The following is a 25642-nucleotide window of genomic DNA, read 5'->3' as shown; positions in this document are numbered from 1 at the left end:
ACCGCGTACATAGAACTGGAAATAAATATATTACCAGGGGGAAATACAAAATGGAGAGAAAATTTGTTATCGGTTTGATCATTGCTTTTATGGTGCTATCGGGCTGCAGCTCGGATAAGAACAAGGAAGAGTCTCCGGCGTCTACAACTGCTACTTCGGCAGAAACAGAGGCTTCTTCAGTGAGTCCTTCAGAGACAACCACGCCTGAGCCCACTATCGCACCAACACCCGCACCTAAAAAATTGTCTGATACAGAAGCTGTTGCGCTTGAATACGTCAACGTCTTCTTAAACGGGTCAGATGGCGAAGCGAAAAAGGTCTTTATCACTGAGAACGTCTATCCGGATGCTCAGCCGCTGTTTCAAATGATTCAATCCGTAGAAACACCTGATGACCAGAAACTCAAGAGCCCCCAGGTTCTCGAGTCCACGCATTATTCTGATGAAGGCGGTATGAAAGTTGAGGCCGTGTTAATCCAAGGCCAAAAAGCCTCAAATTCCAAAAGCGAATTAATCGTTCTTATCAGTGACCAAAAAATCATATGGGCAACAGATTCATCAGACCAGGAAACATTCGGCGAAGCAAGAAAGGTCTTCAAAGAGCCCCTCCCGGAAGCTTCGTTATCAACCGTACCTGCTCCTAGTGAAATGTTAAGAGATATCCGGAATTTCGTAATCTCCGACGTGTGGAACGAGGGATTTGTTGACATCCATTCGTATATCAATAGCGGGACCGGCAGTACAGGACAAAGTCTGGATATCAATTTCACCGTTGAGCAGCTGGCCAAGACCATGGATAAGAAAAAGGAATACGACAGCTATATCGCCGGTCTTGATTCCAAGTATGATTCTCTAAAACAGGTCTGGACGAAGCTTTCCTCCGAGACTGATCGTCTATACAGCCTGGTTCAACAGAATCCGCCCAAAGCCAACGATACCACCGCGAATTTTGATACCGGAATCTTCAATCAGTATTTGGAGGCCTTTGAGAAGGAAGTAGACGCCGCAATAAAATAATCGCGAATAAAAAATGCAGTCCATCTCCTTAGGGGTGGACTGCATTTATCTATATATGCTTATTTATCAATGATTCCCCATAAATCATATCCAGGAGATTACCCGGTTCCAATATAACAAACAGCTATAAAAATATTATATTGTTTGCTTTTTACACTAAAAATTAGGGTTTCTAGGTGGGCCGGAACTGTCTTATAATGGGATTGGACGGAAACCTTCAGCCGTTCATGAACGCGCGTTCATAATTCTGCCTGTCATCCACTTTGTAGGAGGAATGGTTATGCAATACGGTCATTTTGACGAAAAGAACAAAGAATATCTCATCACGAAGCCGAATACACCTGCCCCTTGGGCCAACTATCTTGGCTCGCCGGAATACGGCGCGATTATCTCAGGAAATGCCGGAGGCTACAGCTTCGTGAAGTCCGGGGCCAACGGACGGCATCTCCGCTACCACTTCAACTCTAAGGACGAGCCGGGACGCTACATTTATGTAAGAGACCTGGAGAACGGGGATTATTGGTCCGGCTCCTGGCAGCCAGTGGGTAAAGATCTGGAACAATACCAATCGGTATGCCATCATGGAACCGGATACACGAACATCGTCTCGGATTACGATAACATCCATACGGAATCGTTATACTATGTGCCGCTGAACAAAACCTATGAGGTATGGCGGATGAAGGTGCGTAATGACGGCACCAAACCCCGGAAGCTGGCTCTCTTCGGGTTTGCCGAATTGACCAACAATAACAACTACGAGCAGGATACCGTCAACCTGCAGTACACCCTGTTTATCTCACGCACCTACTATAAGAATAATATGATCCTTCAGGTCATCAACGAAAATATCCCCGAAGAGCAGAGCTGGAGATTCTTCGGCGCAGCCGGCGCGGAAGTTACCGGTTACGACGGCGACCGTGATACCTTCCTGGGCGATTACCGCAGCTACGGGAACCCGGCTTCCGTTGCGAACGGCGAATGTTCCAATTCACTCAACTACAATACCAATGCCTGCGGCGCCCTGCAGATCAATGTTGAGCTGCAGCCGGGAGAAGAGAAAGAAGTCGCCTTCCTGCTGGGACAGTATGATGAGCAGGGTGCGTCTGAGATTCTCAGCCACTACAAGGATTTGTCTGTTGTAGAGAAGGAGCTCGAAGAACTGAAGGCGTTCTGGCACAGCAAGCTTAACCGCTTCCAGGTTCAGACCCCGAGCGACAATCTGAACAATATGATCAACACCTGGAATGCTTACCAGTGCTTCATTACCTTCATCTGGTCGCGTGCTGCTTCCTTCCAGTACTCCGGTCTGCGTAACGGGCTCGGCTACCGGGATACGGTACAGGATATTCAAGGCATTATCCATCTGGATCATGAGATGGCCCTTGAGCGTCTGAGACTGATGATTTCAGCCCAGGTCTCCAATGGCGGCGGACTGCCACTCGTCAAATTTGATCATAATCCAGGCCATGAAGGCACACCGGACGACCCGGAATACGTGCGGGAAACCGGACATCCCCATTATCGTGCGGATGATGCCCTGTGGCTGTTCCCGACGGTTATCAAATACTTAAATGAAAGCGGTAACTGGGGCTTTACGGATGAAGTAGTTCCTTATTCGGATAAAGGCGAGGATACCGTATATGGACATCTGCGCCAGGCCCTGCAGTTCAGCCTGGACCGCATGGGTGCACACGGGATGCCGGTTGGGCTGCATGCCGACTGGAACGACTGTCTGCGGCTTGGAGCTAAAGGGGAGTCTCTGTTCGTTGCCTTCCAGCTGTACATGGGCTTCAAAGTATTCATGGAAATTGCCCAGAATAAAAACAAGCCGGAAGATGTAGAGTGGGCACAGGCGCTGCTCGAAGAGCTGGACGGTAATATCCAAAAGCATGCCTGGGAGAATGACCAGTTCGTCCGCGGGTTCACCGAAGACAACTATACCATCGGCTCCTGGGAGAACGATGAGGGCAAAATCTGGCTAAATCCGCAAAGCTGGGCGGTACTCAGCGGCGCTGCCCGTCCGGAACAGGCCAAGCTCTCTATGGATAAAGTGTACGAAAATCTGCGGACCGATTACGGCTCTATGATTTTCTATCCGCCGTTCCGTAAATACGGTCTGCCTGTAGCGCTAATGGCCCTCTTCAACGCCTCCACCAAGGAGAACGGCGGGATCTTCAGCCAGCCGCAGGGTTGGCTCATTCTGGCCGAGACGATGATCGGCAACGGCGACCGCGCGTTCGAGTATTTCCTGAACTGCAGTCCGGCCAGCATGAACGATCAAGCCGAAGTCCGCAAGCTGGAGCCATACGTACATGGCCAGTTTGTTGAATCCAAGGACAGCCCGTACCAAGGCCGGGCACATGTCCACTGGCTCACCGGCACCGCCTCGACCGTTATGGTCTCTCTGGTAGAGGGCATTATGGGGGTTCAGCCGCAGAAGGATGGCCTCCGCCTGAATCCGTGCGTCCCTTCCGACTGGACAGAATTCTCTATGATACGGGAATTCCGCGGCAAGAAGCTGAACATCCAGGTTGAGAACAAGAACGGCGTGCAAAAAGGGGTATCGCATATCGTCATTAACGGCGAACAAATTCAGGGCGACTTGATTCCGGTTACCCAATTGGCGGCAGAGAACGATGTGCTGGTTGTTATGGGGTAAGAAGGTAATTATAAGGAAAAGAGAAGAGGGCGGACCGTTATGGTCTGCCCTCCTCTCTTTTCTGCATAGTGTACTTCAATATTGCATTCCGCCGGGATCTTCCCGGCAGTCTGTCTAACCTCCCGCTACAACCGCGGGTCCATCTCCTTCTCCTTCGTTACCTCAAACAAGAGGTTGGCCGCAATCTGCTTGTAGACCTCGTTCTCAGCCGAAATTTCATCCAGCTTCACTTCCAGCAGTTGTCTGCCCAGACGGTGCTCGGCTAAGGACGTGCGCAGCTTGGGAGCGATATTCTTCTGCTTCATCAGCTTGGCATATTTATGCGGGAACTTGTAGTCATACCCGTAGATGATCGACAGGTAGCCGGGATTACGGACCTTCAGGTAAGGGACTACCCCTTGCTGCTCCTGCTCAGGTTTAATCACAATACCCTCCATACCCTTTTCCACCGTTACTTTTGCAAAATACGCCTCGGCCTTAATGTAGGCATCGGGCTCATTCAAGTCGAGCACCAGAATTTCGTCGTCATTTAGGAAACGGTATTGTTCTGAAATCAGGCCGTCAGGTATCCGTTCATCTCCACTTTCTAGTACTTCCTTCAGGATGGCAAACGGTTTATACTCCAGCTCCGCGTCACCCGCATACAGCTCCAACTGCTGCTGATATACCCGGTAAGCTTCGTCCCGCTGGTCCAGGTCCACGTAGGAATCCCTTATGTCACGGACATGCTTATACGTCTGGTACACATGAGCTCCATAGCTGCTATTAAGCGCCTCTTTGGTCAGATGATGCTGATCCGGCTCAAATCCGCTCGCCTCATAATCCTGAATCAGCTTACCCAGCGACTCTTCGAACCCGTGTTGTCTTAAGAATTCCAGCTCTGTCTCCAGCGCCTTCCCGATCGGCTTGAACTGGCGTTCAATCAACCCGTCGCCAAGCGCCTTCCACGGTAGCAGCTCCCCGTCCAGCAGAAGTACACGAATGCCTTGCTCAGCCATATACGGTCCGAATTTCTGCAGCAGACCTTCGTAAACCGGAGTCAAATCGACCGCCTTGACCTTATAGCCGTTACGGCTGACCGCATAACACTGCTCTATATCCCGGTAGAGGTACACACTACAGCGTGATCCCATGTACTTGGGCTGCAGGACAACTTCAGAAGCGCGCCGGTCGGCGAAATAATTCAGACCCTTGCGCAGCGACTCCAGCTCACCGGTAGCCACATCCTTGTCCGCAGGTGACATCGTCCCGGAGATAAAGTTCACCCGGTTCCGCGAGGAATATTGCAGTCTGCGCACAGCTTCGTAATCCAGCTCCTGCAGCGATACGGGCTGCTCTTCATGGAACAACGTTGGTAGCTCTTCCTGCAGCACAATCTGATGGGATTTATGGCTTTTGTAGAAAGGCTTGAACGACATGCGGACTGACGTCAGCCCGTTCCCCTGTACGGCTCCTGTGTCGAGGTGAAGCTTGTTCTTGATCCGGAACGTCTGCTTGGCGGCAATGTGACCAAAGAGATGGAACGGGTGATTACTCACCGCCTCCTGCTTCAGGAATTCAAGCTGCTGCTCATACGCAGCCTCACGGTCCAGCCGGAAGTTACGCTGATGGCGCAGCGAATTCGTATCCAGCTTCCCGATGTACTTATTGCGGCAAGGCGCGTGCGTAACATAGAAGGAAGGACCCTGCATGCCGATATAGCGGTAAAAGGGCTTGGAATCCTCCACCAGTACCGAGAATTTACTGAAGAGCTCAGTGTCCTCTTTTAAAACCTGGGTCGAATCGAAATACGTTCTTAGCAGCTCCGGATCGGTCCCTTGAATCTCACCCCGCAGGTATTTATAGACAAAGTTCTCGTGATTGCCCGTCACCAGCAGGAAATGTCCATGGTTCTCATACAGGAATTCTATCGTCTCCCGGGTCTGCTTGCCTTTATCTATCCAGTCACCTGCAAGAATGACCTTTGTGTTACTCAGCTTATCTGTAGCGCTTAACTTACCTTCTTCTAGCTTATATCCATAGCTGCGCAGTAGCCCCTGAAGCTCTTGAACACACTCATGGACATCGCCGACCACAATATACTCTTGATCCTGCGGAAGTACCGAGGCTGCGTAAGTCTCCCAATCCTCAATATTCACCCGGTAATCCGGGTTTGGCAGCCCTTGACCTTCAGCCTCCCCCTCCAGGAGGAAATCTTTGGCGCGCACCTTATGGATCTTGTTGTAGCCTTCGCGGGACAATACGGGCAGCACTTCTTTTCTCAGCCGGTTCAGATGGTTGGAGATCAATTTCTTCGACCGCTCCGAGGCATAATAATCCTCCCGCTTACGGTAATCGAACAGAATAACCTCGAGATTGTAATTGTTCTCCTGGGCAATAGCGCGGACTTTACTGCGGTAATCTTCAGCCAGTCCTATCGTATCCATAATCACAAACTCCGCATTAATCGGCCAGGAGGTCACCAGCTTCAGCCGCTCAAACAGCAATTGAAACGTATGCGAGCTCGCCTCCAGCATCACCTGATCATATTTGTCGTAGTCGTAGCCTAAGATGTCCTGCCGGATGCTATCCGAGGACAGGTACTGCACATTCGTGCGCAGCCCTTTGGAGTTATCCGCAAGCTTCAGCTGCGGGATCAGGATTTCCTTGGCAAATGTCGTTTTTCCGCATTCCGTTGCCCCCACCAGCATGAATATCGTGTGTACCCTGGTTTGAATGTCCACTGTCTATTCCTCCTTTCTGCGCACAATCGCGCTTTGCGTCGTCCGGATCTCATCTACCCGGTCACCGACCATCCCGTACTCCGCCTCAACGGCCAGGCCTTGAATTGTATCTGTAAACCACTCACGGAACGCTTCAATACCCATTTCCCACTTATGATCCTCATGCCGGAATCCCTCCAGCTCATAATAGCGGTTGAAGTCGGCATTCGGCGTGGTCACAATCAGCTGTTCGAAATCCACACTTCCGATAATTTGCCGGATCAGCGCAGCCGCTTCATCTTCGCTCATATGCTCTACCACTTCGGTCAGAATCACATCGACCTGCTCCCCGTTATACGACTCCAGAAAATGATCCAGCGAGCCAAAGGTGGCGATGTTATCGATTTGCTTGGCCTTTGCCTTCCGGTTCACAACCTCCAGCAGCTCTGCATTGATATCCACGGCGTAATAGGTACTCTCTATTTTCCCGGCAAATGGAATGGCATAGAAGCCCTCCCCGCAACCGATATCCAGAACCGGCTTGTTGAATGGAAGCACACCTGAGATAAACGTCCGCCGCTGCATCGCCGTACCGCCATACTCCAGCCCGATGGAAACCTGCTCCGTTTGCTCAATGGAGGCTTTGTAGCGCTTGAACAGCTCCCGGGTAGTAAGAAAGCTCCGTGCAAACAGACTGCGGATATAAAAAGGGGCATCAATCACATTCAGGCTGCGGATATATTTATCCAGAATACGGTCTGAAATATCGATATACTCATCACCAAATATGGATAAGAACAGGGACAACACCTGAGTCACATGCAGGAGGTGATACAGGCTTTTATGCGTGGTAATGGTCAGTGAGTAGCTCTTATGCGCCTGATGCTGCAGGGAGAAGGTATAATCCTTCAGATGCTTGTTGAAAAATTCAATATAATGCAGCCGCTCCACCTGAACCATATGGATATAAAAGGTATGCTCGTAGCCTTCAATGTCCCGCTCATCCTGCGCCTTAACAGGCGTGGAGAAGAACTCATTAACCGCATTCAGCGGAAACAGCGGGGTGTTATACCGGGAGACATTGAGATACTCAAAGCTATCACTGTCGTTCTGCTTATAGGAGAGTTCATTATCTGCATCCTTGAAAAAAACGTTATAGGTAGCATCATCCGAATACCAGCCGTAGGCTATTCCTTTGCGGACCGGGCGAAGCTGCATGCCGCTCTGCGGATTTTTTTTGATCAAAAAGGTGAACTTCGGGTTTGTTGATTTCAGTTGTACAATAGCCACTACGATCTTCCTCCTGTCGGTCTTTCTGTCTTAGTCACTTTCCCCATACTTCCTGCAGCGCCTCCCGGAAAAGGGCATCCAGCTGCTGGTCCCGGTTATCCTCTTTGATACTCAAGGCCGCCGCTGCCACCTTCTCCAGCACTTGAAGTTGCTCTTCCAAATAATCGTTAATCGCGCTTAACCGCGGCTCAACATCCAGTTCTTCACCGGATTTCTTCCGTGCCAGCAATTGCTGCACTACCTGCCATAGCTCTCCATCCTGCGGAATCAGCCGGTCTACCAGCACATCGAACTCCATCGGCGGCATCTCTTCATACCGGTTAATCCATTCACAGGCCAGAACCGGGCGCAGCACATAAAAGTATTTCTTGATCTTGACCTGCCCGCCCTGCAAGTAATCACGGTAATTGCCTTTAGCCATATTCAAGTAATGGTACATACAGGATTTCGGTGAAAAGGTATACGGCGATATCCCTCTAAGCTGTCCGGCTACACTGAATTTCTCTGCGTACTGAATCGGCGATTGCAGCCACTCCAGTAGCGGCGGATTGGACTTGCGGAATAAATTCAGCGCTTTTCGCAAGTCCCATCCATTGATATCCAGCATATTGTTAATCGGACGCTCTATGACATCCCGTTTATCGTAGATAGATAAATACCATTCCGGCTTATGCAGATAAATGAACCGCACATCATAATCACTATCCTGCGAGGGGAATCCCCACGCCCGGCTGCCTGATTCGCAGGCATACAATATGGCAACCTGCTCCTCCTGTTCAATCTGTTCCAGCTGGCCGCGGATAAGTTTGTTTATAGGGGTCATTGCTATCACTCCAGTTCAACTCGGCTTCATGAACCTATCTTCCCTCATTTTCCCATTCACGAACAGGGCGGAAGTATGGCGGCAGGCAAAAAACCTTCCATTTTCTTCAACTCTGGTGCTTAATATAAATAAGTACTATCACTTCTAATGGATGCGTTACAGGCTGGAGGAATACAAATGGCCAAGGAAAGTTTCGATAAAGAAATTCAGTTTCTTCGCATGCTGTCTTTAGCCGGGGGAGCCTACAGCAGACAACAATTCGCCGACCGGCTCGGCATTTCCGTACATACCTATGACAAAACGCTGCGCAACCTGAAGGAAATGGTTACTGTCCTGCAGCAGGATCTGCCTGCTGAACAAGGAACCGAGCTCTCCGAGTGGCTCCGCTACAACTATTATGAGTCTGCCGACCCGCTGCTGCTGTTCCTGTTCCGGGCGAAGTCGCTTAAGGAAACGGAGAGCATCCGGCTTACTTTACTCTTAACAGCACTCCAGACCCAGGAGCGGACTGCCAAGGACCTGCAGGATCTGTGCAGTGAGCAAATGCCCGCCGATTCGCCGCTGCCTGATGAGAAGACCATCCGGGGAGATCTGAAATATCTGGAGGAAGTTGGCGTCATTCTCCGTGTCAATGAGCGGCGTCCTTACCGGTACAAGGCTGCCAACGATCTGATTGACCAGCTAACAGATGACCAGCTTTTGGACCTCTATGACTATGTGGATGTCATCGCTAATACACAGATTCCGTCTGTACAGGGCTACCTGCTGCGCGACACCCTGAAGAAGGTTCTGCGGAAGCGGGGCTTTAACCCCGATACTACAGAAACCCATAGATATAAATACAATTACCATTCACGTATTCTTGATGAGGCTCATCTCTACACGATATTCGGTGCTATTCAGCAGCGCCGGAGAATCCGGTTTCTCTATCTGTCCCCGAAAAAAGGAATGAACTACACCTCCCAGAACACGAACCCTCTCTTTGAGCGGGAGTCTGCGGGTATTACAGATAGTATCCTTCCGCTTCGCGTCGTTTACGACCATCAGTATGGGCGGTGGTATTTAATCGGACATCATGCGCGGATGGGGATCAAGAAATTCCGGATGGAGGGCCTTACCCAGATTGAAGAGGGCGAACCCGTGGAAGAAGAAGAATACGCGGAGAAGCTTAAGCATCTGGAAGCGCAGCTGAAGAACAGCTGGGTTACAGATACCAACCGTGCGGTTAAGGTAGCTGTCAGATTCTATAACCCCAGCCGGTCCGGCACTAATTTCATCCGGGAGCGGGTTGAGGCGCAAGGACAATGGGGCGTGATTACAGAGGAGTCCGATTCAACGTTTCTTTACGAGATCGAAGTGAACGAGATTTATGAAATCAAGCCTTGGTTACGGAGCTTCGGTTCGAGCTGTGAGATCTTAGAACCCCGCTGGCTTCGTAAGCAATTTATTGCAGAATGGAAGGAGCTTCGAAGCTACTATGAATCCATTTGAGAAAATATTCAATTTTCAGATCATCTCACGCCTCGATGAAGCGGGCTCACTCGCGCTGACCTCCCAGGAACGTTCCTGGCTGAAAACGATGTTAATACACCCGGCTTCAGAGGCGGCTTTTACACCGGAAACCTTAAATAAATTGAACTCTCTACTGGAGGCTGAAGCATCCATAGAAGTGCGGGAGATTATTATGGAGAAGGCCCGCAGTAAAGAGCGCCAGGTCTATCATCCGCTGCTCCGCACACTCCGCCGCATGATTATGCAGAATCAAGGCATCCTGATTACTTATCAGATTAAGCATGGCGGCGAACGAGCGGATCAGGCCGGTTTCCCTCACAAGCTGGAATACAACATGTATAAGCGGGAGTGGTATCTGCAATGGTACAGCACCCGGCAGCGTTCGCTCATGTCTACCAAACTGAGAAATATTGTTTCGGTCGAAGTATTCCCTATTCCTGCCAAACGGATTGATGACCTGAAGGCACGGATAGCGCGCTTATTAGACGGTCTGAAAGAATCTGCCTGCATTCAAGTGATGCCTGTCTTTAATGCGGAGCTGTCACGTATCCTGTCTGCCTTCTCCTGTTTCGATAAGTCCGTGTCTTTTGATGAAGCCTCCGGCATCTACCGGATCCATGTCAACTACATGAGAGACGACAGCGAGTTCCTGTTATCCCGAATCCGTTTCCTGGGTCTGCGGGTAAAAATCACTCAGGGCGAGCAGCTTAAGCGGCGTATGCTGAAGACGGCTGATATGGCGATTGAGCGGTATGGGGAACAATAAAGTAGTTAATCTTGAACGACTTCATTAAGAATGATTATATGTGGAAAGAAACAAGCTTTGGTCTTTTCTCATGTTAATCCGAAAAATTTAATTACAGAAAAAACCATCATCCTAATCTTGGATTGATGGCTTTATCAAATGATTCTGCTTAAAACGGCATATTACATTCCTTTTAAATGGTAATATAAAGGAAGTTTTATCGCCGTTTGATAAATTTTCTTCGACTAATCATCCATTTTAATACATCTGACACAAAAAACATCAGCTAAAATTAATAGGAAATTATTGATTTTTTATTAGCTTAAGATACATTTTCATTTCTACTCAACTTTTTAATACACTTTCGTAATTGCCTCCGAAAAGCATTATTTTTTTCAGCTTCTACTTTTACATATCTTAATAATAATCCCTCTAATTCTTCAATAGTATAGATAGTTGTTATCTCTCGTAAAATAGCTCTATTCATCTGAGATTCAAGCGCACCAAATGTATAATTTAAATTAATATCAAAAAATCTGAAGCCAGGAGTCCTAAGCATATGTTTTATTAGAAAAGCAACAACAACTTCTTCTCTATAAAAAGAAATTATGTCGTTTTCTAGCTTCCTAGACATTTTATTTTCAACTTTTATTAGTAATGGGAGTATATAGACGTGGGCATTATCATTTTCCAATTCTTTAAGCACTCTATTTTCGTTAAAACAATAATCATAAATTTTATTGCAATATTGTATTTGATCTGAACAATTCAACATAATGCATGCTTTTAAAAGCATTTCTTCTTTTTCTATATTATCGATAGATTCAATGTTCTCTATAGAATCAAAAAGAAACTTTATAAATAATTTGAATCTATCATAATTATGTTTCTTCAATAAAGAAATCGTTAGTTCAAACATTTCTGAATCAAAGCCAAATTTCAATAGCTCTTCAAACAATAAATTATTTTCCGTATACTCATTTATAATACATTTTGAATAGAAAAATTCATAAAATGATCTATGATAAAATCTATAGTGCTCTTCTTGGTTCCCTGCTACATAAAGTTCTGTTCTTTGAGCACAAAATTTCAGAAATTCATCTATAGCATTTCTAGTTTCGTTTTTCGAACTATACGATTCTTCGTAAATTTCGAGAAAAAACGCTTTAATTTCATTTTCTTTAATCTCAACATTATTAGGCCTTGAAAGCCAAGCTAATTTTTCAAAGCTAATATTATTATCTAAAATATTACTCATTAATTTAAAATTAAAATTCGACTTCTTTTGGTCTTTTTCACGTTTTTTAGAAATATACTCTACACATTTTTCATATAGATCTATTTTATTCTCAGGGAGTTCTTTCTCGGCTTTATATATTTGAACTAGTAATGAAACTGTTAATAAGCTTGTTAAAAAACCACTTTGAATGAGTCCATCACATTGTCGAGTAAACTCTACTACATTTGTTACGTTAAATTGTCTTAGCTTTACCATCATTGTCAGATATTCTTCTATTTGGTCTTTGTCTACAGAGCACACTTTGTACACTATTCTTGTTTTTGGTATAAATCCTTGGGAACGAGAAGTAATAATAATTTTATTATGTTTATTAGTCACTTCAAAAAAGCTACTTATTAGATCATTTAAATCTTGGCGCTCCTCTACTTCAACTTCATCCAATGCATCAAATAAAATCAAACATCTCCCTGCCATCAAAAAATAATTAAGATACTCTTTAGTTATCAGTCTTTTATCTATCCCTGTATTGGCTATGATGCAGTCTATCAAGAAATCTTCAATTGAATAAGCAAAATTATTTTTAGCATTTAACTTAAACTGCTTTAAGTCACAATAAATTGGCATTAATTCAGATGAGTCATAAATATTCAGTTCATGAAATTTGTTAATTAAATTTTTCAAGAAAAGTGATTTACCAAAACCAGCGCCTCCTATAACAGAGACCATGTTTGACTCTTTAAAAATATCGGTCCATACAATAGAAGGTTTTTCTTTAATTTCTATTATTGTATCTGATCTTGTTTCTTCTGCCTCACTTGCGTGAAACTTTGGAAATACATAGAAAGAGTAAAGATCAAGATCATCAATTCCATAAACATGGCTTTTTTTGTTCCTTAATTTAAGAATTTTGAGATATTGTTCTTTTACTAGTTCATGATCATGGTTTTGCCTAACAATATCTGTTGAAGTTATACTTTGAATAATTCTTTGTTCAGTTTCCTTTAGACTATTATTTAAGAAATAAAGGACTCCGATATTGTCAGGTCCCAGTTGTTCAATCAACTTATCCTCTAAAATATTAATTACAGCTGTGAAATAACCTCTAACTAATACTTCATTAATGCTCTTTCCTACATCATCTTGAACAAAAGCAATCGATTTTTTTGATATATAATCTATAAAGGTAATCTTATCCAATAAGAATTTGGTCTTTTTAGAATTTGATTGTTTTCTATAAGTACAATAATTTATAAAATCTACAAAATCTCTTGTAGTCTCAGGAAGCCCTAAAAATTTTACAAATCCACCGGAATCAAGTTCAGTATCTATATACTCAAATATGAATTTCTGTACCTCATTAGTTAAGGTTTTTGATCTCGTTCTATTTTTATATACTTTAAACAGATCTGTTAAAAAAGAGCAACTTATATTTACAATTGATGGTATAACAACATTTAGTGTAATTGGATCCATATTTTCCTCCACTATACTTTAAAGTATTAACTATGTTTTATAAAAAAAATAATAACCTTAACTATTTCTATTCACCTCATTTAAGGTCGCCACATTCTGTTTTATTAGCATTACTTAATTACATCTAACAAGAATTAAAGATTCCTTCTCTAACTATCTACTTCCTCAAACAGTAGGTCGATATTTCTATTTAAACAATCTAAAAACAAATTTTATATTTGATGATTTACTTATAACTTCAATGTTGCAAACAATATACATAATTTATCATCCTAGTGGATATTATTGATGTGAGAAAAACTACTTAGATTTATTAATTCCGATAGTTTTTGACAAATAATTATTTTAATTAATTGGGTCATGTAAAAAATGGGCTACCTAACAAATGAAAGGCATCCCCTTTATCTAGAAGTTGTCGTTTTCAAGGCATTCATATGGTAACCCTCTAGCTGCTCTTTATTAACACCTGTCGAAGCCAAAGCTCTGCCATCTATTACACTAGTTCAAGACATCATTCTCTGTGATGAACGGAAGAATATCCCACAAATTCAGCATACAGCCAAAGACAATGGTCATTTAAGCGCCACGACGAATTTCTGGATCATTCGTTGTGGTGTGTGAACTGCATGCATCATCGGTCACACGGAAATTGTCATGAAACGATTTTTGGCTAGGGAAGCTCACGTTTAGAGCTACAATGATTATCAAGTCTTAGCCTGATTGCATAATATCATCCAGCAGCTCCCGGATCTTCCGTTCCTCCGAGCTTTCATTCGTTGCGAATCTTTTTAGCTTCAAACCATACTTTTTAAAAATATCATCTTTCATCTTATCCCGCTCTAATTGCTCCGGTTTATTTTCATGGAACTCAAATCCGTCTACCTCAATGGCCAGTGCCGCGGTCATATCCAGTTTATGATAAATAACAAAATCGACAGAAGCCCTATTCTTGATATACTGCCGTTCCTGGTCTTCCAATTTGTCTACATTCTTAATCAAATTCTTTAGAAGAATCTGATTCCCAAACGTAAATCCGCTATAAGCCGGTTCCTGCAAAAGCTCTATAAGCAATGCTTCCATTAAATTTTCTGATTTGAACCGGGATGTATTAAAACCCTTCGCTCGTTCTCTGAATACATGAAGCTTAGCCGAATATTCCTTGTACAATAAATCAAATATAGAAACAATTTCGCTCTCCACCACATTCTCATCAAGGGTGCTATATTCCATATACCTTGTGAGATCGCCAATTTCGTTGCCGTATTTCCGAAACAAGGCGTGATCTGTTACCAGAATGAACTTATTTTGTGCACGGGAGACCGCGACATTAATCATGCAGGGGTTGTTTACAAATTTCATGCCTACTTTGCCCGAACGGGTCTGGTCCAGCACTGTAGACATAATCATAATGGGTTTCTCCCGGCCTTGATATTTATGTATAGTATCGCTCTCAATATCCTCGGTGAACTGCCCCGCTGCTTTCTCCACCTGCTTCCGGTAAGGTGTCACGAAGCCAATCTCCGATTGTCCTGCCGCCACTTCCTCCAAACCCGCAAGAATCTCCCCTTCAATAACGTCCAGCTCCCGCTGATTGAACTTGCCCCTTTTCTCTCCTCGAGTAACTTCCCGCAAGTGATTGCCTGGTGCAGTCCTATAAATTAGCAGAGGCATATCCGCCTCTTCTTCAGCCGTGAAAGTGACGAGATCACCGTTATAATACTTCTGATTGCAGAACTGAATGATTCGGGGATGGCAGCGGTAGTGCTCTTTAAGCATCACCTTAGGAATATTATCACCGTATAGAGCAAGCATGGACGACAACAGATTATGTTGAAAATAATTATAAGCCTCGTCTATGCCAGCGGATGCCGCATTTCCAACCACCTGCTCAATCTCCATAGTCACGATTTGCGGCAGCTGCTTCGTATCACCAACAATGATCGCATGCTTGCAGCAGGACAGAGCAAGCGCGCCTGTCACCAGATCCACTTGGGAGGATTCATCAATAATGACATAGTCGAACAGATCGTTCTCCGGAATACAGTTGCGCAAAGAATGAGTCGTGCTCAATACAATAGGATAATAATTGATGAATGACTTAAAGTTTTTGCTTTGCCGGTAATCATCTGCAGTACAATTCTCCCGAGGAAGATTACAGTATTTCTCATGTAATTTATGACGAAAAAGCTGCGCCGAACACTGCTGATGCTCTTTCAGTAAGGGCAGATATGATGCAGATTCAAGCTCTTGTTCAATCTGTTCAATACGGTCCGACAACTCTTCAATACGTAAAATATAGAACTTCCGCTGAACATTCAGAATTACGTCTACACCCTGTTCTCTCAAGTATTTATACTCGGTGAACCCATGTTTAACAAATAGCTTAAACTTGTACAGAAGGCCCGCTTCTTTACCTTTCCTCACTGCAAGGTGGCTATCCTTCATGAACTCAAGCATCCGCTCTGGTGTCTCACGATAGAACGAGAGCTTCTCTAAAGGTTCAATATCCTGCTTGGAAAAGTAATTTTCAAAATGCTTTTGCTCCAGTACATACGCGGATAACTGTTGCTTCAAACGAGCCTTCTCCACATCGAGCTTCATTAACCGGGTAATATGGCCATCCAGCTCCTGTATCTTGGACAGCAGTTCCTCTTCAGGCAGCTCACTCTCCCAACCATTTACCACGGCAACAGGCAGGTTAGCAAAAAAGCTGTCCTTATTCTTTTTATTCCCAAGTGCCGCAACCAAAAAAGGATAGCCCTCCGCCTCCAGCTTGTCCCGCACATTTTGCACCGCCGCATTGTTGCCTGAGACCACGGCCACTTTCTTCTGCTGCATAACAGTCAGGTTAGCCAATATATTGAGAATGGTCTGAGTTTTGCCTGTACCCGGCGGCCCTTCAATGATACTAATCTTGCTGCGCAAGGCTTGATCTAACGCTACCTTCTGGCTCAGGTTATACCGGAACGGGAAAATCGGCTGTAATTCAACAGAGGTATCTATATTCACCGGGGAACCACTAACATAATGGCTCAATACACTCTCCGGACGCACAAAGCTAAGCTTACCGAACTGCTTTTTTAGAAAATCTTCCATCTCCGACTGTTCTTCTCCGCTCTTGATATGTACAGAAATAGCACGCCAATACTCCATGATCTTCAATGCATCGGAGGTCTTTACACCACTGTTCTCGATTCGGACATACTCTGCTTCATATCCCCGTCTGGTTCCATCTTTAAAACAAACACGGACTCGAGGTCCAAAATCCAGTACTCTCATCACATTATTTAGAGGATTCTCCCGGTGTAATACCACCTGTTCTTTGGTGATTACTCTAATAGTAGGATTACTCAAGATAATTACATCACTTGCATAGTAATTATAGGGATTAGGGGTGCTAAGATAAGTCACCTGTATATTTGCACCCAGTTGTTCATATGAAGCGATTTCTGAAGTACGGTCTTTACTTTTAATTACTATAAAATACTCTTCTTCGTCCATGGCTCTTCCTTCTGTATTTGCGTATTTGAGATTGATATGTAGGAAATTCGTTGGATTGTAAGGATATCCCTTCATTGGGATTAAAAATAACAGGATAAAAATACAAAAAGACACCTAAAGGGTGTCTATAGAAAAAGCTTATGTAAATTCATTATTCCTACCCCTCGACCAGAATATCAATCATTATCCTTGTCCCGGCCTTAAACCCAGACACAAATGCAGCTGTCATCTCCAGCCCCTGTACTTGCGAATACAGTTCTAATAAAGACTCCAGCTCCTCAAACTCGCCAGCGGACAGCTTCTGCTTCCAAGTCTCTAGAGATTCGGTAATTTGCTTGTTGAGCGGGCGGTAGTGGGGGTCCTTAGAGATGATGTCCTCTTCAGGGAATAAACTGCCATGATATAGCGATTCGATAATGTTTGGCATTGGGCCCTCCTCTCTATAATATTTAAAGGTCTTGAACTAAAAAAAATATTAAATTTACGCTTATGCGTACCAACCACAGGATTATTATACGGTACGCTTATGCGTATAGTCAATGTGAATATTCAGAATAAGTGAGGGATTACGATGGGAAAAAGAATAGTAGTGAAAATAGCTGAATTAACCAAAAATCATAAGATTTCAATGCGTGAGTTGTCCAAACTATCTGATGTCCGCCATGCAGCATTAAGTGAACTCGCCAATGGAAAGAGAGAAAGCATCAGCTTCAGTCATATTGTTAAAATTGCAGAAGCTTTAAAAATTGAGGATATACGGGAGATTATTGATTTAGTTGATAATAAGGATAAAGATTGATACAAAGAAGCCAGAAAAATAGTTAGAGTAAAAGACACCCCTAAAGGTGTCTTTTATTTACCCTATATGCACGCAGGGAGATTCGAACCTCATTCAAGCCTCGGACAAGCGCATGGGTAGGGATTTTTAATATAATCTACTCCAGTCTCATATAATACAAATTCGCAGTACTATCCTTCGTAATCGTATGCGCACCCGCTGCAATAGAGACTGTAGCAATACCATTCGTGATCGGATAGCTGGCTCCATCCACTTTGACCTTGGTTCCTTCCGAGTTGAACACTAATGTTAAAGTCGAGGCTTTGGCAGCTGTGAATCCAATGCTGGTAACGCTTTCAATTTTCAGACATTGAGTGAGAGTCAGACCGCTGTACACCACAGTTCCCTTGCTCGTGGAGAGATTACCCGAAATAGAGAAGAAGCTGCTCGTTGTTCCGGATGTAGTGAAGTTATGAACAATTGCCCCAGTAGTTGGCGTTGCAGTCGGCACCGGAGTTGCTGTTGGTGCAGGCGTTGCTGTTGGCGCAGGTGTTGCTGTTGGAGTTGGAGTCGGTCCTACCGGACTGGAATTACCTCCTACTGATACAAGACCCGTAGTATAATTTCTGATTGCGGACATCAGTGCTGCATTCAGCGCATACGATGCGTCATCCACGGAATCATTAAAAGCCCATGTGAAGTCTCCACCGCCCTGGCGTCCGGCTTCTGCTGTAACGACCTGTTCCACAGTGCTCACGCTATCAACATCTGAGGCACTAACTCCCGTATCAACGCTCGTATCGAAATTGTTATACGCCGTCCCACCCACTAGAGCTTTGTATGAGCTTGGGACGGTCTCATTTCTCGAAGAAGCTAAGTAAGCATCGAAGGAGGTAGCATTTGCCGGAGCGGTCCCGATACTGGAGTTGGCGTAGATCAGACTTGCCGCACCAGTAATACTGTTGTTATAGGCTTTAATTACACCACCATTTTCGCCTGAGAACGTACCTTCTTCCCCTATAGCATCCGTACCTTGCAAGGAAATAAGCATTGGATCTTTAGTATTTCTGAACACATTCGATTCTACAAAAGCCGAGGCTCCGGTTGTAACGCCGACACCATATTTGGAGACCCCATCATAGAAGTTATTATAGACATGAACAGAAGCCACTCGAATCCGCGGATGACGGGAATCCGAATGATCGAACCAGTTATGGTGGAAGGTAACAAAGAATTCGGCAGATTCACTAAGTCCGACCAGAGCCGCTTTTCCGGAATCAAAATAGTGGTTGTACGAGATAGTGATATACGTTGAGCCTTTCTTGAGGTCCGTAGAACCGTCACCCTTAGCCTGGTCCGCGTCACCTCCTGCAGAGCCGTAGAAAATATCGTTATTATGCACCCATACATTCGCATTGCCTGTATCCATGGAGATACCGTCGTCAGGGAATAACATCACGCCCAGATTTCTGACTTCGACATTCCCGGTATATCTAAGCAGCATTCCCCAGCCGTAGGCATACGCATCTTTCCCGATACCCTCGATGGTAATATTCATTTCCGTATAATTGTTTTTACCTTTGACTTCAAGATAACCGCTGCTGTTGAGCTGTCCGCTTAGGTCAGCCGCTGTAACTTTTCCGATAATCCGGATGGCCAGCGGTGTTGTGTCGTAGCCTTTTTGTCTCAGTGTCAGAATTCCGCCAAGACCAACCCCGGTCTGTACGGTACCCGAGCTGCTGGTCTTCACACCGAGCGTTACGGTTTGCGCATTCTGGGAGGTGATATACAGCACCTGTGCCCCGCTTTTGAGCGTCCCATTATCATTATAAGCACCTGAGCCTGTACCAAATTGCGAATTAGCTGAAAAAGCAAATCCGGACCGGTCATACGGCGCTACCGCCAGCGTTCCTGAGACGGCATTTGCCGTCACTGCGCCTGACGATACGGACTCAACCTTCATTACATAACTTCCGGCTGCAAGCCCTACCGCATCAGCTCTCCAATAGGAAGAATACTTGCGGATCAACTCGTTATTAATCTGCTGATACTGGGAGTCCGCTGCGCCCGCTGCTTTAACATATACATTATATCCCGATGCATTGCTTACTGGTGACCACTCCACATAAGCAGCTTCATTTCCGCCTCCACTGCCCGTTATCGTAAGACCCGCAGCGTGTGCTACCGTAGTTCCCCATCCGCCGGCGATCAGAGATAGTGCAAGAGAAAATAACAAAACTATACTGGTTACCTTTGCAACTGTCCTTTTCATTTCATTGCCTCCTAATTATAATTTGTTGCAGATCCTTCTGTAACCGCTTGCAATAATCTGTGATGCTCCTCTTGCACCTCCTCTTGTACCGGCTAATCCGAACCGTTGAAGCAGGATGAGATGAACCTTCTCGGACAACCCGAGCATATCAAATGTGAAAAGGGTGCTTAAACAATCATTTGCTCATATTGGCAGTAATTCTGCGGTATTATGAGTTAATGATTATTTCGCAGTGAGATGATACCCGGCATAAGCTTTGTTGAGCTTACAAGGGGCCGTTAGAGCCAGATTCGCATAAACAAAAAAGACACCCCCTAAGGTGTCTTTTTCTGAAATTTATTGAAATTTTGTATTGACGCGAATGGGGATGCTTTGTTGCTTGACTGGAGGTTTTTCGGGTTCTTGATTTAAATTTTGCCCTATTTCCGAAGCGTTTTTTTTGAATGTCTCTGTCACAGTCTGAATCACTTCACCCACATTGTGCGCAGATTCAAAAATCGGATCTATCGTTTTGATTTTACCTTTCACATCCCTGGTAACCTGATTAGCCGTATGAATGAGTTGTGTAGCTTCTCCTGTTAAGCCATGAATCGCATTTCTTACGTCAACCAGCGTCTTATTGGTCTCTGAGAGTGTAGTCATTCCTTTGCGCAGCGTAAGAATCAAGAAACCAACCAGACAGATAAAAGCAACTGCAGCCAAAGCAATACTAAGTTGGATAACCATGCAACACCTCCTGTAGTTCCACTGTATGTCCAACTTGTTGGGTTCATTCCTTCAATTGCCCTCAAGAGGTTTTCCCGGCCGAATTTGTTCTACTTCCTATTCCTGATCCTTCGCTGTGAGCATTCTGAGCAGAACCGTGACCGTTTCCGCCCTCGTCGCGGCATTATTCGGGAAGAAGCTGTTGTTACCCTTACCCTGCATAATCCCCAGCTTCTTCATCTCTGCTGCCGCTCCGGCAGCCCAGACCGGTATGTCGCGGTCATCCGCGAATCCGGCGGAACGAGCTTCGGGTGCCAGGTTTAAGGCTCTCGCCAGCATCACGGCCATTTCCGATCTCGTCAAGGGAGCATCTGGACGGAAGTTACTGTTCTTATCGCCCTGAATAAGACCCAAGCTTACGGCTCGCGCAACAGCTGTCCGGGCCCACTGTCCGATCCGGTCCGCGTCCTTGAAGGACAGGACTGCTTCTTCATTCTGAAGCTTCAGTGCTTTCGCCAGCATTACCGCGAATTCAGCGCGCGTTACCGTGCGATCGGGCCGGAACGAGCCGTCCGGGTAACCTGTGATCATTCCCCTCTTCTCTGCTTCCAGGATATTGGCTTCGGCCCAATGACCGCCAATATCCGCGAAGGCATGACCGGGTACCGGAACGTCCGGCGTGTCCGAACCGCCGTTTGGATCATCGCTTGGACTAACGTTCGGATTATTAGGAGTTACCGGCGGACTCACCGGAGCTCCTCCTCCCGAATGGCCTCCGCTTCCGCCGTTTGAACGCTCGTTTACGGAAACGTTTATTTTCCCCGTAACGGACGGATTTGCGGTCAAGACGGCTGTAATCGTCACTTCTCCGGCTACGGAAGGCGCTGTAAAGACCATGCTGAACCGGCCGTTCGCATCCGTGACTGTCTTTGAGCTTTGGAAGCTGCCCGACGAAGCCGCGACTTCGGCCTCCACGCCGGAGACCGGAAGATTGTCACTGTCGTAGACGATTCCCGCAACGGATACATCGTCTCCCACCGTCACGGCAGACGGCGTCGCCTGGAGTTCGATTAGAACGGGTACTTGTGCAGCCTTAATTACGGAGACGGTAATCTTATCTGTCACGGCCGGACTCGCCGTCAAGACGGCTGTAATCGTCACTTCTCCGGCTGCGGAAGGCGCCGTAAAGACCGTGCTGAACCGGCCGTTCGCGTCTGTTACTGCTTTGGCACTCTCAATGCTCCCTGACGAGGCCGCAATTTCGACCTCTACGCCCGGGACCGGAAGATCGCCGCCGTCGTAGACGACTCCCGTAACGGACACCTTGCCTCCAACCATCACGGAAGACGGTGCCTCCTGGAGTTCGATCCGGGCGGGCACTTGTACGACCCCTTCTACGTAAACGGTAGTCGTCCCGCTCACAGACAGATTCGTGGTCAAGGCCGCCGTAATCGTCACTTCTCCGGCAGCAGACGACGCTGTAAAGACTGTGCTGAACCGGCCGTTCGCATCCGTTACCACACTGGCGTCATTGACACTGCCCGATGCAGACGCGATCTCGACCTCTACGCCGGATACCGGAAGATCGTCACTGTCGTAGACGGCTCCCGTAACGGACACGATGCCTCCGGATGTCACGGAAGACGGCGCTGCCTGAAGTTCGATTCGGGCGGGCACTTGTACGTCCTGGTTCACGGATACGGTAACCGTATCCGTCACGGTCGGACTTGCAGGCAGGACAACCGCGATCGTCACTTCTCCGGCTGCGGAAGGCGCGGTATAGACCGTGTTAAACCGGCCGTTAACGTCCGTTACTGCTTTAGCCGTTTCGATGCTGCCCGATGCAGACGCGATTTCGACCTCTACGCCGGGGACCGGAATATCGGCGCCATCGTAGACTACACCTGTAACGGACACTTTGCCTCCAGCCGCCACGGAAGATGGCGTTGCTTCTAGTTCAACCCGGGCCGGAACCTTTTGTACGTTCTCTGGACCATACACTTTAAATTCCCAGAGCGAGTAGCCGTACGTGGTCGCTCTTTTCGTACCATACATCCGGACGTATCTTGCATTCACCGCTTCGAAGGAGATCTCATCAGTTTCTCCGTCTCCGGTGGTGGTACTGTATACTGTCGTCCAGTCCGCCGTGTTGTCAGAAACCTGGATTTGGTACTCCTTCCCATACGCACTTTCCCAATGCAGCATGACCTTCGTGATGGGTTGGCTGGAGCCAAGATCGGCGTAAATCCACTGCGGATCAGCATAGTTAGATCCCCAGCGGGTCGTCAATGACCCGTCAACCGCATTTCCGGGAGACACGTCTGCGGCTCTGGACGAGCTTGCCGTTACCTTCATGCCTTCGGCGAGATTGGGTGCCACCGCCTCAAATACATTAAATTCAGCAAGCGAATAGCCGTCCCCGGTGCCCTGCTGAACGCCCAGCATCCGGACGAATCTGGCATTGACCTTACCAAAGGAAAGTTCGTCGATTCCGCCATCCCCCATCGAAGTTGTATAAACGTCCTTCCAGGTGACAGCATCCTCCGACACTTGAATTTTATAGCCTTTCCCGTACGCCTTTTCCCAATTTAGCCTAACTTTATGGATCATATGTTGATCTTGCAGATCGACATAAATCCACTCGTTGTCCGAAGCACTTGAACTCCAATAGGAACTTCTGTATAGATCCGTAGCATTCGAGGCAAATTGCTTGCCTTGGCTGGAGGAAGCGGTCGCTCCTTTACTGTAAGCGAGATCGAACCCTCTGTCGTCGAGAGAGGTTCCCTCGTTTAGCGTCATGCTCCGGCCGGTAAACGTATCCTTGCCGAGTCTGAAGGTAGTCGTGGTTTTTTCTCCGTTACGGTTCAGCGTTACGTTCACTGTAATCCCCGGCGTTTCGGGATTAGCGACCGAGATGCGTACAGGTGAAGCGGATTCGTCAATGATTACCGTGGACGGATTATCCACGGTGACCGTCAAGCCGTCTCTTAGCGTCACCGTCCCGGGTTGATAGAACAGCAGTTCCGCAATGCCAAGGGGATTGTGCCGGACTGCCTGAACCGACGGTGTATTCGCAAGAATACTGACCGGGCTTGCGCTTGCGTAGCTGCTGACCTCTTCAGGGGTTTTATTCGGCAATACGATGTATTCATAGGAAGCGTTAGTCGGTTTCACGCCATGATCGAGCCAAATTGAAAAAACCGGCTTGGTGATCGGCTCCGTTGAGCTTCCCGTGATGACATCGCCCCATTTTCCCGTCTTCGTCTCCCGCTTCACTTGAAAGCCGGTAGGATTCGGGAAAACATAGCCGATCTTATCGTTATATGCCCAGCGCCCGTTAGCCTGCACCGTTCCGTCCGCTATTATCTTTCCGTCTACGAGCACATCCCCTGCCGCCAGACTTTGGTTCAATGTCGTATGGACCGGCGCAGCGTTAGTTGAAGCGATACCTGTGCCTAGCGCCACCATTTCATCATCGAAAAAAAAGTAGCCTTTTTTCCCGCTTGTACTCAGCTTGTTGAAATCAAACGCTGTGGCTCCATAACGCTCGTTGGTCACGCCGCCTACAAATGTTTTGGGATTGTTGAAATTCGCATCCTTCGTGAGTACATACGGTGCCGTCGTACCTGGAACATGAGCCCAGTCCATCAGCGGATAAACAGTCCTGTATTCATCCCCGGTTCTCTGAATGGCAGTGGCTCCTTGCGGCGTCCAGTAGAGCAGGTTATATCCGTTAGGATTAATGGTTCTCCACTCACCGCCTTTGACCGTGCTGGAAGACATCTTGACCGTAATCCCATAATCATCCCGCATATGAGAGGAGACTAGTGTCTGCCATTGCGTCATATTGCTAACGTCCAGTCCGTTGCTCGTGCTCGTACCAATGCTGCGGATGTTCTCAAGAAAACCCGCAAACTCGGCAGCGCGCTTCGGATTGGCCGCCTGCATCCACTGCAGCGGATCTTCATAGAAGGTCAAAGCCGCGCTAGCATAATCCGGCCACTCCGGTCCATTCATTCCCATACCCAGATCGGCAACATCGCCTCTCACGAGGTACCTGGTGCCGTCCAGCAGGTAGGACGATAACGAATCAATCGCCGCCTTGCTGTACGAGAATGAGGTGTCCGAGGTTACATATGCCCAGAATGACATATCTCTGGCAAAGCTTCTTCCATAGCCCGTCGTATAATTCGTTTTGCCATGCATGAAGAATGACATGTCCGACTGGATTCCCGTCACAGTCGCCGTCACATTCGACAGCACGTTGAACGCTTCCACCGCGCTCCGGACGATCTGGGCATCCTCCAGCAATAAGCCGCGGATCATATAATTCTGATTGTACCAGGATGAGTTGGCTCCATCGACAGTATGCGGGCTGCTGTCCAACGTGCCGATTATATTGGAAGCTTGCGCTTCTGTTAAATAGCCTTCACATAAAAGCGCGATTTTCCCCAGCCTTAATTGCTTGCCGATTCCGGTCTCCCACCAGTTGGTGGATGTCGGCTTTACCGAAAACCAATAGTCCAGCCCCTTTTGAATGCCTCCTAAGAGGGTTTCATTATGATAGTATGGACCCTTCGGGTCAGCAAACGCCTGAGCCATCGACTGCAGCCGGTCTAATGCGAGATAAGGCGACCAGGCCCTCCCATTGGCACTGGAGGCCGTACTCGCATAATCTACATCCCCCCAGCTTCCATTAGAATTTTGATTGGTTAAGTACGTACCGGCCTGAGATTTGTAGGTCCATTCGACCCGGCCGTTCGTTCCGTCGTTGATGATATCTTTGGAGACATAAAATGCAGCCGTCCGGTTTTTCATCATTTTTATTTCAGCGATCTCTGGAGAAACGTTGGCCGCCCCGGGCGTGCTCGCCGATGCGGGTGAATATAACCCTATGGATGATATCAACAAACAAACAATACC

At 46.7% G+C, this 25642-nt stretch carries 14 protein-coding genes; 5 read left to right on the top strand and 9 right to left on the bottom strand.

The window, feature by feature from the left end; translation table 11 throughout:
• Nucleotides 1-50 precede the first annotated feature (50 nt).
• The gene (locus QW71_RS37875) at nucleotides 51-1016 is read left to right on the top strand and encodes a hypothetical protein (RefSeq protein WP_052769956.1); all 966 of its coding nucleotides are present in this window, start codon (nucleotides 51-53) and stop codon (nucleotides 1014-1016) included.
• 280 nt (nucleotides 1017-1296) lie between these two features.
• Nucleotides 1297-3678, top strand: a complete 2382-nt coding sequence (locus QW71_RS09885) for a GH36-type glycosyl hydrolase domain-containing protein (RefSeq protein WP_039296883.1) — start codon at nucleotides 1297-1299, stop codon at nucleotides 3676-3678.
• Between the two features lie 125 nt (nucleotides 3679-3803).
• Here QW71_RS09885 and QW71_RS09880 read toward each other — a convergent pair whose 3' ends face one another.
• Genes QW71_RS09880 through QW71_RS09870 form a run of 3 tightly spaced genes read right to left on the bottom strand, consistent with a single transcriptional unit; the run spans nucleotide 3804 to nucleotide 8493 of the window.
• On the bottom strand, nucleotides 3804-6401 hold the full coding sequence (locus QW71_RS09880) for a metallophosphoesterase (RefSeq protein ID WP_039296881.1): 2598 nt from the start codon (nucleotides 6399-6401) through the stop codon (nucleotides 3804-3806).
• Nucleotides 6402-6404: 3 nt separating this feature from the next.
• Nucleotides 6405-7670, bottom strand: coding sequence for a class I SAM-dependent methyltransferase (locus QW71_RS09875; RefSeq protein WP_039296879.1), 1266 nt, complete (start codon nucleotides 7668-7670; stop codon nucleotides 6405-6407).
• A 34-nt stretch (nucleotides 7671-7704) separates the two neighbouring features.
• A complete protein-coding gene (locus tag QW71_RS09870; protein WP_039296876.1) occupies nucleotides 7705-8493 on the bottom strand; it encodes a nucleotidyltransferase domain-containing protein in 789 nt (262 codons plus the stop codon).
• A gap of 177 nt (nucleotides 8494-8670) precedes the next feature.
• Here QW71_RS09870 and QW71_RS09865 point away from each other — a divergent pair, with 177 nt between their 5' ends.
• Both QW71_RS09865 and QW71_RS09860 read left to right on the top strand, forming a co-directional pair.
• Entirely contained in the window at nucleotides 8671-9984 is a 1314-nt protein-coding gene (locus tag QW71_RS09865; protein WP_039296874.1) for a YafY family protein, read from the top strand.
• A complete protein-coding gene (locus QW71_RS09860; protein WP_039296871.1) occupies nucleotides 9971-10771 on the top strand; it encodes a WYL domain-containing protein in 801 nt (266 codons plus the stop codon). Before QW71_RS09865 ends, QW71_RS09860 begins: the two co-directional genes overlap by 14 nt.
• Nucleotides 10772-11072: 301 nt before the next feature.
• On the opposite strand, the gene QW71_RS09855 is transcribed toward QW71_RS09860, so the two are convergent.
• The 3 genes from QW71_RS09855 to QW71_RS09845 all read right to left on the bottom strand — a co-directional run bounded on the left by QW71_RS09855 (nucleotide 11073) and on the right by QW71_RS09845 (nucleotide 17391).
• A complete protein-coding gene (locus QW71_RS09855; RefSeq protein WP_039296870.1) occupies nucleotides 11073-13463 on the bottom strand; it encodes an NACHT domain-containing NTPase in 2391 nt (796 codons plus the stop codon).
• 711 nt (nucleotides 13464-14174) lie between these two features.
• Complete coding sequence (locus QW71_RS09850) at nucleotides 14175-16964, bottom strand: AAA domain-containing protein (protein ID WP_039296866.1); 2790 nt, start codon at nucleotides 16962-16964, stop codon at nucleotides 14175-14177.
• A 157-nt stretch (nucleotides 16965-17121) separates the two neighbouring features.
• On the bottom strand, nucleotides 17122-17391 hold the full coding sequence (locus tag QW71_RS09845) for a DUF6809 family protein (protein ID WP_039296864.1): 270 nt from the start codon (nucleotides 17389-17391) through the stop codon (nucleotides 17122-17124).
• 144 nt (nucleotides 17392-17535) lie between these two features.
• Between QW71_RS09845 and QW71_RS09840 the strand changes: the two genes are divergently transcribed.
• Complete coding sequence (locus QW71_RS09840) at nucleotides 17536-17763, top strand: helix-turn-helix transcriptional regulator (protein WP_039296863.1); 228 nt, start codon at nucleotides 17536-17538, stop codon at nucleotides 17761-17763.
• A gap of 136 nt (nucleotides 17764-17899) precedes the next feature.
• Here the strand turns inward: QW71_RS09840 and QW71_RS09835 are convergent, their stop codons facing one another.
• From QW71_RS09835 to QW71_RS37870, 3 genes are all read right to left on the bottom strand, one after another.
• A complete protein-coding gene (locus QW71_RS09835; RefSeq protein WP_039296862.1) occupies nucleotides 17900-20014 on the bottom strand; it encodes a pectate lyase in 2115 nt (704 codons plus the stop codon).
• A 336-nt stretch (nucleotides 20015-20350) separates the two neighbouring features.
• Nucleotides 20351-20740: a DUF948 domain-containing protein gene (locus QW71_RS09830; RefSeq protein WP_052421618.1), complete on the bottom strand. Its 390-nt coding sequence runs from the start codon at nucleotides 20738-20740 to the stop codon at nucleotides 20351-20353.
• A gap of 96 nt (nucleotides 20741-20836) precedes the next feature.
• A complete protein-coding gene (locus tag QW71_RS37870; RefSeq protein WP_052769955.1) occupies nucleotides 20837-25540 on the bottom strand; it encodes a polysaccharide lyase family 8 super-sandwich domain-containing protein in 4704 nt (1567 codons plus the stop codon).
• Between the last annotated feature and the right edge of the window lie 102 nt (nucleotides 25541-25642).

The organism is Paenibacillus sp. IHB B 3415 (assembly GCF_000802655.2).
Classification (GTDB): domain Bacteria; phylum Bacillota; class Bacilli; order Paenibacillales; family Paenibacillaceae; genus Paenibacillus_AQ; species Paenibacillus_AQ phytohabitans.
Note: the sequence above shows the minus strand (reverse complement) of the source record. Positions and strands in the feature narration are given on the sequence as shown.